Raw genomic sequence first — 5,062 nt, 5'->3', positions numbered from 1 at the left:
GTGCAGGGCCTCTCGCGCCGGCTGCTCAGCGGTACGCTTGGCCTGCCCCAAGGGACCTTCGACACTGGCACACCGCAACAACTTGATTCAGCTTGAGGGTTGGCATCTTCAATGCTTATGACGTCATTGGCGATACTCTGCCGCTTTGCCCGTCACCCTCCATCGATTTCGCCATGCAAAACAAGCCCTACCTCGAACACGCCGACGTGCGGAAGATTCTCGAGGCCGCCCGTGCCGAAGCCTGGACGCACCACTGGACCGTTTCGATCTCCGTCGTCGACGACGGCGGCCACCTGCTGGGCTTCTACCGCCTCGACGGCGCCCCGGCGCTGAGCTCGGAAATGGCCACCGCCAAGGCTCGCACCGCCGCCATGGGCAAGCGCGAGTCGCGCCACTATGAAGAGATGATCAACCAGGGCCGCACCGCCTTCCTCAGCGCGCCCAACATGACCGGCATGCTGGAAGGCGCCGTGCCGATCATCCTGCACAACCACGTGCTGGGCGCCGTCGGCGTCAGCGGTGCGAAATCAAACGAAGACGCCCAGGTGGCGCGCGCCGGCGTGGCCGCCGTCGCACCGGTCTGACACTCTCTGCGGATCTGAGAGGGGCGTCGCCGACGCCCCTTTTTTCGTCGAGAGGCTGATCAGGCCCTGAGCCGGACGGTCAATTCGAGACCACCGCAGTCGCCGGCAGCGAGCGCCGCAGCCAGCCCACCGCCTCGGCAGGCGGCATCGGCCGGCTGAAGTAGTAGCCCTGGAATTCGTCGCAGCCGGCGTGGCGTGCGGCCTCCGCCTGCTCTGCCGTCTCGACCCCTTCGGCCACCACCCTCAGCCGCAGCGCGCGCGCCAGTTGGCACACGGCACGCACGACGGCCTGCGCGTCAGCGGCCGGCATCGGGTCGATCAGCAATCGGTCGATCTTGACCACCTGCAGCGGCAGGCTGCGCAGGATGTTCAGTGAAGAGACCCCGGCCCCGAAGTCGTCGAGCGCGACCTGCAGGCCGAGCGCGCCGAACTCGGTGATGCGCTCGCGGGCCACGTCCAGGTGGGTGGCGGCTGCCGTCTCGGTGATCTCGATCGTCAGGAACTGCGGCGGCACCCGGTGCAACGCCATGCTGCGCGCCACCAGGCCGGCGAAATCCGGGTCCAGCAACTGCAGCGGCGACACGTTCACGGCCACCGGCACCACCGCCTCGCCAGCGGCCAGCCACGCCGCGACCTGCGCGCAGGCCTTGTCGAGGATCAGCGCACCGAGCGCGCCGATCATCCCGGTGCGCTCGGCCGCGGGGATGAAATCGGCCGGGCCGACCAGGCCCACGCCAGGCCGCTGCCAGCGCACCAGCGCCTCGAAGCCGGTCAGCCGGCCATCGTCGGCCGCGATCTTGGGCTGGTAGACCAGCAGGAATTCTTCGTTGTGCAGGCCGGCACGCAAGGCCTGCTCGGCTTTGAGCGAGGCGCCCGAGCCGCGCACGAAACCGGCGTCGGCCAGGCGCACCGACAAGCCCGGCACGCGCTTGGCCTCATGCATCGCCGCCTGCGCGGCGCGCAGCAGCGCCTCGGGCGCGCGACCCGATTCGGGGTGCAGCGCGAGGCCGATCGAGACGTCGACATAGAAGCGGTGGCCGGGCAGCTCCAGCGGCTGCAGCAGGCGCTCGCGCACCTGGCCGGCCAGCGTCAGCGATGCCGACTCGGCACCGCCCTCGCCCACCGGCAACGGCAGCAACAGTGCAAATTCGTCTTCGCCCAGGCGCATCGCCTCGGCTGGCGGCGGCGCGGCTTCGAGCAGGGCTCTGGCCAGTGCGCGCAGCACGTCGTCGCCGACCGATGGGCCGTGCGCTTCGTTGAAGAGCTTGAAGCGGTCGACATCCATCAGCAGCAGGCCGAAAGGCTGGCCCTGCTCGCACAGGTGGGCCAGCCGGCTCAGCAGCGCACTGCGGTTGGGCAGGCCGGTCAGGCTGTCTTCGGTGGCCTGGCGCAGCAGTGCGGCGGCGGCTGCATGGTGCTCGGTGTCGTCGATCACCACCACCTGCTCGGCCGGGCGGCCGTCCCACTCGATGCGCCAGGAGGCGAAACGCAGGTACATGTGGCGGCCGTCGTGGCGCAGGCGCGGGCCCTCCCACTGGATCTGGTCGACCTGGCCGGTGACGATGGCCCGGTGGCGAGAGAGCGAACGCTCGCGGTCCTCGTCGCTGACATGCCGGCTGCGCCACGGCAGCGGGAAGGGTTTGGTACCGGGGTGGTTGTAGATGATCCGCGCCGCGTTGTTGGCGTAGGGCACGTGGTCGTCCTGGATCACGATGACGCCGAAGTGCGACTTCTCGGTCATCCGCAGGTACTGATCACGTAGGCGTTGCGCGGCCTCGCTGCTGCGGCGAAGCGCCTCGTACAGCAGGCTGAAGCCGAGCCCGACGCGCAGCACCGTGCCCAGGCTGGCCTGCATCGCCAGGCCGGACTCGCCGATGGCGACGTACCAGAACTGGTTCAGCCCGACGGCCACCAGCAACACGCCGCTCAGGCGCTCGGCGCGGTGATGGGGCCACAGCCAACGCGCCGCCACCAGCCCGACACCCAGGTTCAGCACACCGGAAAGCGCCTGCCCGATGCGCGGCTCCAGCGGCAGCGAGACCAGGTAGATCACCACCAGCACCGCGCCGAAGGCCGACAGGCCGCGTCGCGACAGGCTGCGTCCGGCGAGCCCGGCGGCGCCATTGGCGAGCAGGATCAACGCGCCGGCCACCGAAGCCACCAGCAATGCGGCGGCCGGCCAGGACGCGATGCCCAGGCTCTTCTGCCACCACATGAAGGCCGGCGGCACCAGGACCTGCACCAGCGTGGCGAAGCCCAGCGAGCGCAGGAACACCTGCTCGCGGTGGCGACGCCAAGCCAGCACGAGTGCCAGGCCGACGATCAGATTGACCAGTGAATTGATCAGGAAGGGGTAACCCATGTCCTACGACAGCAGCGCGGTCGACCTCGGCTGCCCGGGCTCTATCGGCCGAAAAGCCGGTTATTCAAGCGCCAGCCGCCGACCAGCGGGTTTTCACGCCGGGATAGCGCCATCCGACCGGTTGCGGCAGCGGCTCTTGGGCAGGTCAAGGTCGGTGTAAACGTTGTCATTGTGCGGCGCGAGTTTGTCGCCTTCAGCCCAGGCTGTACAGAGCCTGGCGCATTGCCGCCGGCTCGTTGACGGTGCGCAGCTGCTGGTAGGCCGCCTCGGCCTCGGGGAAGCGCCGGCGCAGGAAATTGAGCCACTGCTTCAGGCGGCCCGGCCGGTGGCGCGGCGTGATGTGGTGCTCGATGCCGGTCCAGAACACGCGCAGCAACGCCAACAGGTGCGGCCACTCCAGCACCGCCGGGGTGCCAGCCGGGTGCACGGCCATCGGTTCGCCCAGGGCCGCCCGCAGCGCCAGCGCCAGCCCCGGGTCGGCCACCATGCCGCGGCCCAGCATCAGGTTGGTGCATCCGCTGACCTCGCGGCAGCGCAGCGCGTCGTCGACCGTCCAGATCTCGCCGTTGGCCACCAGCGGCACATCGACCACCTCGCGCAGCTGGGCGATGCGCTCCCAGTAGGCCGGCGGGCGGTAGCCATCGCGCTTGGAGCGCGCGTGGACGACGATCTCGCCCGCCCCCCCCTCGGCCAACGCGAGCGCGCACTCTTCGGCGCGGCTGTGGTCTTCGGTGCCCAGGCGCATCTTGGCGGACACCGCCAGGTGGGCCGGCACGGCGCGCCGCACCTCGGCCATGATCCGGTTCAGCAGCGCCGGGTCGTCCAGCAGCGCCGCACCGCCGCCATGGCGGTTGACCACCTTGGCCGGGCAGCCGAAGTTCAGATCGACCCCAGTCGGGCCCAGCGAGGCCAGGCGCGCCGCGTTGTCGGCCAGGCAAGCCGGGTCCGAGCCCAGCAGYTGGCCGCGCACTGGCACGCCCGACGGCGTGTTGCCACCATTGGCCAGCTCGGGCATGACGCGGAAGAACACCCGCTCGGGCAGCAGCTGGTCGGTGATGCGGATGAATTCGCTGACACAGCGGTCGATGCCGCCGACGCGCGTCAGCATGTCCCGCAGGTGATGGTCGAGCAGCCCCTCCATCGGGGCCAGAAGCAATTGCATGGGCGAACGATAACAAGCCGTCGCCTCACGGCCATCGAAAGGGCTGTCTCAGCTGGCTCCTGCCAAGGCGCCGCGGTGCGTCTTATCGCTCGCGGCGCTCCGGCTCGGTGGTGTGCAGGTAGCGGGTGAAGGTATCTTTCGGCGGCTGCACGTCAGCCTGGCGCATCACATTGCCAACCGCGCCGCGGTGGTAGCCGCCGTGGGTGATGACGTGGGCCAGCATCTCTTCACGCGTCATGCAGCCTTGCAGACCATCGGTGAAGGTGAAGGTGACCGGCTCGCTCAGGCGCTCGGCCGTCAGCGCCGTGACGTGGTCGACGTACCAGCGGTCGGTCTCGGTGACCGCCGCCTGCAACTCGTCCAGCGTCGGCGTCTCGGTGGTGTTGGTGCCGGTGTAGCCGTGCGGCTTGCCGGACAGGTGGCCGACGAAGATCCGGTCGACGACGTGGATGTGGTTCAGCAGCCGGATGGCCTGGTGGCGCTGGGCCTCGTTCGCCTCGGGGTCGACCTTTCGAAGTTCGACGAACAACTCGGCGTTGGCCCAGGCCTTGTACTGGAACAGGGAAAGCAGCAGCGTGGGAGTGCTCATGGCGATGGATGTGAAAGAAGGGCCCGCACATTGTGCAGTGCRCGGCCCCTTCGCTGCATCGGGCCGTCAGGCGACGCTGGCCTCTTCCAACTCGTTGRGGCCGAACTGAACCCGCAATGACTCGCGCAACTTGGCCAAGGCCGCGAAGCTCTGGTCCGACAGGTCGTTGACCCGCCGCCGCATCGGCTCGCTCGTCGCCGCAGTGAGCGCGTTGAAGAACGTGCGCTGCGACAGCTCGCCCGGATGCACCGAGCAGGACTCGAGCCCGGACTCGCTGTACAGCAGCTGCTGCTTGCGCCCCACACCGATGTTCACGCACGGACGCTTCGTCGCCAGACCGTAGATGTTGCCGTGCAGCTTCATCG

General features: G+C 69.2%; 5 protein-coding genes. 1 reads left to right on the top strand and 4 read right to left on the bottom strand.

Annotation, left to right across the window (positions count from 1 at the left end):
- Positions 1-173: 173 nt before the first annotated feature.
- Positions 174-584: a GlcG/HbpS family heme-binding protein gene (locus AC1DYI_RS26125; RefSeq protein ID WP_477207049.1), complete on the top strand. Its 411-nt coding sequence runs from the start codon at positions 174-176 to the stop codon at positions 582-584.
- Between the two features lie 79 nt (positions 585-663).
- Here AC1DYI_RS26125 and AC1DYI_RS26120 read toward each other — a convergent pair whose 3' ends face one another.
- From AC1DYI_RS26120 to AC1DYI_RS26105, 4 genes are all read right to left on the bottom strand, one after another.
- The gene (locus AC1DYI_RS26120; protein WP_477207048.1) at positions 664-2,946 is read right to left on the bottom strand and encodes a putative bifunctional diguanylate cyclase/phosphodiesterase; all 2,283 of its coding nucleotides are present in this window, start codon (positions 2,944-2,946) and stop codon (positions 664-666) included.
- A gap of 193 nt (positions 2,947-3,139) precedes the next feature.
- Complete coding sequence (locus tag AC1DYI_RS26115; protein WP_477207047.1) at positions 3,140-4,108, bottom strand: tRNA dihydrouridine synthase; 969 nt, start codon at positions 4,106-4,108, stop codon at positions 3,140-3,142.
- 82 nt (positions 4,109-4,190) lie between these two features.
- Positions 4,191-4,697: a DinB family protein gene (locus tag AC1DYI_RS26110; RefSeq protein WP_477207046.1), complete on the bottom strand. Its 507-nt coding sequence runs from the start codon at positions 4,695-4,697 to the stop codon at positions 4,191-4,193.
- Positions 4,698-4,763: 66 nt separating this feature from the next.
- Positions 4,764-5,062, bottom strand: a 299-nt coding sequence (locus AC1DYI_RS26105; protein ID WP_477207045.1) for a hypothetical protein, incomplete at its 5' end; no start/stop codon positions are given.

The organism is Ideonella sp. P3_A4, assembly GCF_056403075.1.
This window is presented reverse-complemented; position numbering and strand designations above follow the sequence as displayed.

What these genes read in the sequence shown, in the direction of transcription:
- AC1DYI_RS26125 (WP_477207049.1), top strand. Translation starts at nt 174, where the DNA reads ATGCAAAACAAGCCCTACCTCGAACACGCCGACGTGCGGAAGATTCTC.
- AC1DYI_RS26120 (WP_477207048.1), bottom strand. Translation starts at nt 2,946, where the DNA reads ATGGGTTACCCCTTCCTGATCAATTCACTGGTCAATCTGATCGTCGGC.
- AC1DYI_RS26110 (WP_477207046.1), bottom strand. Translation starts at nt 4,697, where the DNA reads ATGAGCACTCCCACGCTGCTGCTTTCCCTGTTCCAGTACAAGGCCTGG.